General features: G+C 67.2%; 2 protein-coding genes and 1 pseudogene. All 3 read right to left on the bottom strand.

Features of this window, described 5'->3' with window-relative positions; genetic code table 11:
• Window positions 1-683, bottom strand: a 683-nt coding sequence (locus OXK16_11000) for a hypothetical protein (GenBank protein ID MDE0376476.1), incomplete at its 3' end; no start/stop codon positions are given.
• Window positions 684-782: 99 nt separating this feature from the next.
• On the bottom strand, window positions 783-1,667 hold the full coding sequence (locus OXK16_10995) for a DUF6282 family protein (GenBank protein MDE0376475.1): 885 nt from the start codon (window positions 1,665-1,667) through the stop codon (window positions 783-785).
• 115 nt (window positions 1,668-1,782) lie between these two features.
• Window positions 1,783-2,811: pseudogene (locus OXK16_10990) on the bottom strand (Fic family protein).

The following is a 2,811-nucleotide window of genomic DNA, read 5'->3' as shown; positions in this document are numbered from 1 at the left end:
TAGGGCTTGGCGAAGGACATCTCGCGGCGGAACTTCTTCCAGTCGCCGACTTTTGTGGACCAGAGGATGTCGGTGATGACCGACACGACGCCTATGACCACCAGGAGGATCGTGGCCCAGGTGGGGACTCCGGCTATCAGGGCGGCGGGGAGGAGGGCGAAGGGCAGGACCTTGGTCATCAGGGCGCCGGAGGCGTGCATCCAGGCTCTCCTCCGGGCAGCGGTGGTCAGGTAGGTGGCGTAGTCGGTCTTCACGCCGGGCTGCGGTCGGGCGATGGTGCCGATGAACCAGTGGGTGAATCGGATCCCCGCCAGCCGGCCCACCACCAGGTGGGCCAGGCCGTGGGTGGTCACCAGCATGACGCCGGCCCCGGCCAGCAGGAGCAGGCCGTTCCACGGTTCGGGCGTGCTGTATGCCAGGCCGACCAGCACCAGCCCCACCACGGTTCCCACCAGGGCGGCGAGGGTGCCCACTCTGAGGGGGACGGTGAGCAGGGCCCACCGTTCGAAGGCGGTGCGATCGATGGCGGCGATCCGCCCGGCGAACTCCATCGCCAGGTCCGGGCTCTGCTTGGCGACGGAGACGACCTTCCAGAAGCCCGATCCGGCCAGCCCAGCCGCGGGGTCCGAGTCCAACCGCTCCTCGACCGTGCTCAATGCCGTTTCGGCCTCGCTCCGCTCCATGTCCGATCTCCCCGGCTGCGGCCCTTCCGATGCTACTTGGAAGCGCCCGCTAGCTGTACTGCCGGGAGGTCACGGTCCGGCCCCGAGAAAGGTATCCCCTCAGCCCAGGCCGGTCAGGAACGCCGGGTTCTCCTTGGTCATCTTCTCCAGGGCGCCGTAGTCCACACCCTCGTCGAGAAGCGAGCGGAGAAGCATCCGCATCCCCTCCGGATGCGGCGGTCCCGAGGCCTGGCCCAGATCCGAGCTGAGGATCAGCCGCTCTCCGGCATGGGCGTCGATGATCGGCGCCAGCTCCGCCGGGGTCTGCTCGCCGAACAACTCCGACACGCAGGTGACGGCCACGATCTCGAGGTACGCGCCGCCTGCGACCAACTCCCGCTGGACGTCGAGGTCGTACTTGGTCAAGCTCAGGTTCACGTGTGTGACCAGCAGCCTCTCGAGTCCCACCCGGTTGGCCTCCGCGGCCACCAAGCGGGTCTCCTCGAGGCTGAGGTGGCCCGTGCATAGGCACGCGCCCGCGTCGGCCACCAGCCTGATCACCGTCCTGGCGTCGCCGGTTAGGCGGCCGTTCCCGTCGAGGACGGTGACACCCGGACCCGGGAGTTGCGGCTGCCGGCGGCCCAGTTGGGGGTAGTCCGGGGTTCCGTAGTAGTCATCGTGATGCTTCGAGTGGTTGGTGGGCATCCAGACCACCCTGGCCCCGTACTGGAGGGCGGCCTCCACAACGTAGGGGTCGATGCCGCCGACCGAGCGGTTCAGCACGATGGCGCCGATGGGGTCGATGCCGGGTTCGGTGCGTTTGAGGTGAGCGGCGCGGTGGAATGTGGCGCTGTCATGGTCCTTCATGACGAAGCCGCGCATCCCGTAGTCGAGCGCGAAGCGGCCCAGGTCATGGTCCGTGATGGGGCGGGGAAACAGGGAGGGAGCGCTGTGGGCGTGCATGTCGATCGCTCCGCGGAGCAACTCCATGTCCCTTCGTTGCACGAATCGCCTCCTGCTTGCCCGTGTCCTGCCGGTTCCCATGCGGTCGCCGGTTCCCGAGACGTGGTCTCGGGGCGTCCGGCAACCCTCGCCGGATGCTACAGGGGGGCGTAGCGGCTCAACCCGAGTGAAGCGAGTAGCTGGTGCTACGACCCCGTGCGGAGCTTCGGACGAGGATTCCGCGGTCTACCAGGGCTGTTATGTCGCGCAGGGCGGTGTCCTGGGAGCATTTGGCTAGCTTCGCCCACTTCGAGCTGGTCAGCTTGCCCTCGAAACCGTCCAGGAGTCGGCCGAGAACCCTGCGCTGGCGCGCATTGAGCGGGACGCCTTCGACCTGTTGCCAGAAGCGGGCTTTGGTGAGCACGGATGCGAGGGTGGTCTCGGCTCCGTCGATGGCTCGGCCGAGGCACGCCAGGAACCACTCCACCCACTCCGTGATGTCCGGTGTTCCCTGCTGGGTTCGCTCGAGGATCCGGTAGTAGCCGCGGCGTTCCACCCGGATCTGCGATGACATGCTGTAGAAGCGTTGTGAGCTGCCCTCCGAGCGGGCGAGGGCCATGTCAGCAATCGCCCGGGCGATGCGTCCGTAGCCGTCGTCGAAGGGATGGATGGTCACGAACCACAGGTGCGCCAGCGCCGCCCTGAGGATCTCGTCAGTATCCGAAGGCTCGTTGAACCATCTGAAAAAAGCGTCCATCTCGCTGTCGATCCGCTCCGCCGGGGGTGCTTCGAAGTGCACTCGCTCCTTGCCGATGGGCCCCGAGATCACCTGCATCGGGTCCGGTACGGTCGTCACGCCAGCCGCCCACGATGATCGGTCGCATCCGGCTACGCCCGGTCGGGAGGAGAGCCGCCTGCCAGCCCCACAGCCGGTCCACTGTCAGGGGCTGGTCATAGTTGCCGATTGCGTCCAGCATCATCTCCACCACGCCCTCGACCTCGTCTTCCGCATGGCGGAGGCCGCCGATGTCCATGCCGAGGCGACGCCCGACAGCCGAGCGGACCTGTTCCAGGTCGAGCCGCTCGCCCTCGATATCACTGGATTTGTGAGCGTCCTGGGTCAGGGTCTCGAGTATCGCCTCCTGCCGGAGATCGTGTCCCAACGACTGCATCCGGCCCACCAAGCGTCCCTGTCTGTAGCGGACAG

This window comes from bacterium, assembly GCA_028821235.1.
Taxonomy (GTDB): Bacteria; Actinomycetota; Acidimicrobiia; order Spongiisociales; family Spongiisociaceae; genus Spongiisocius.
This window is presented reverse-complemented; position numbering and strand designations above follow the sequence as displayed.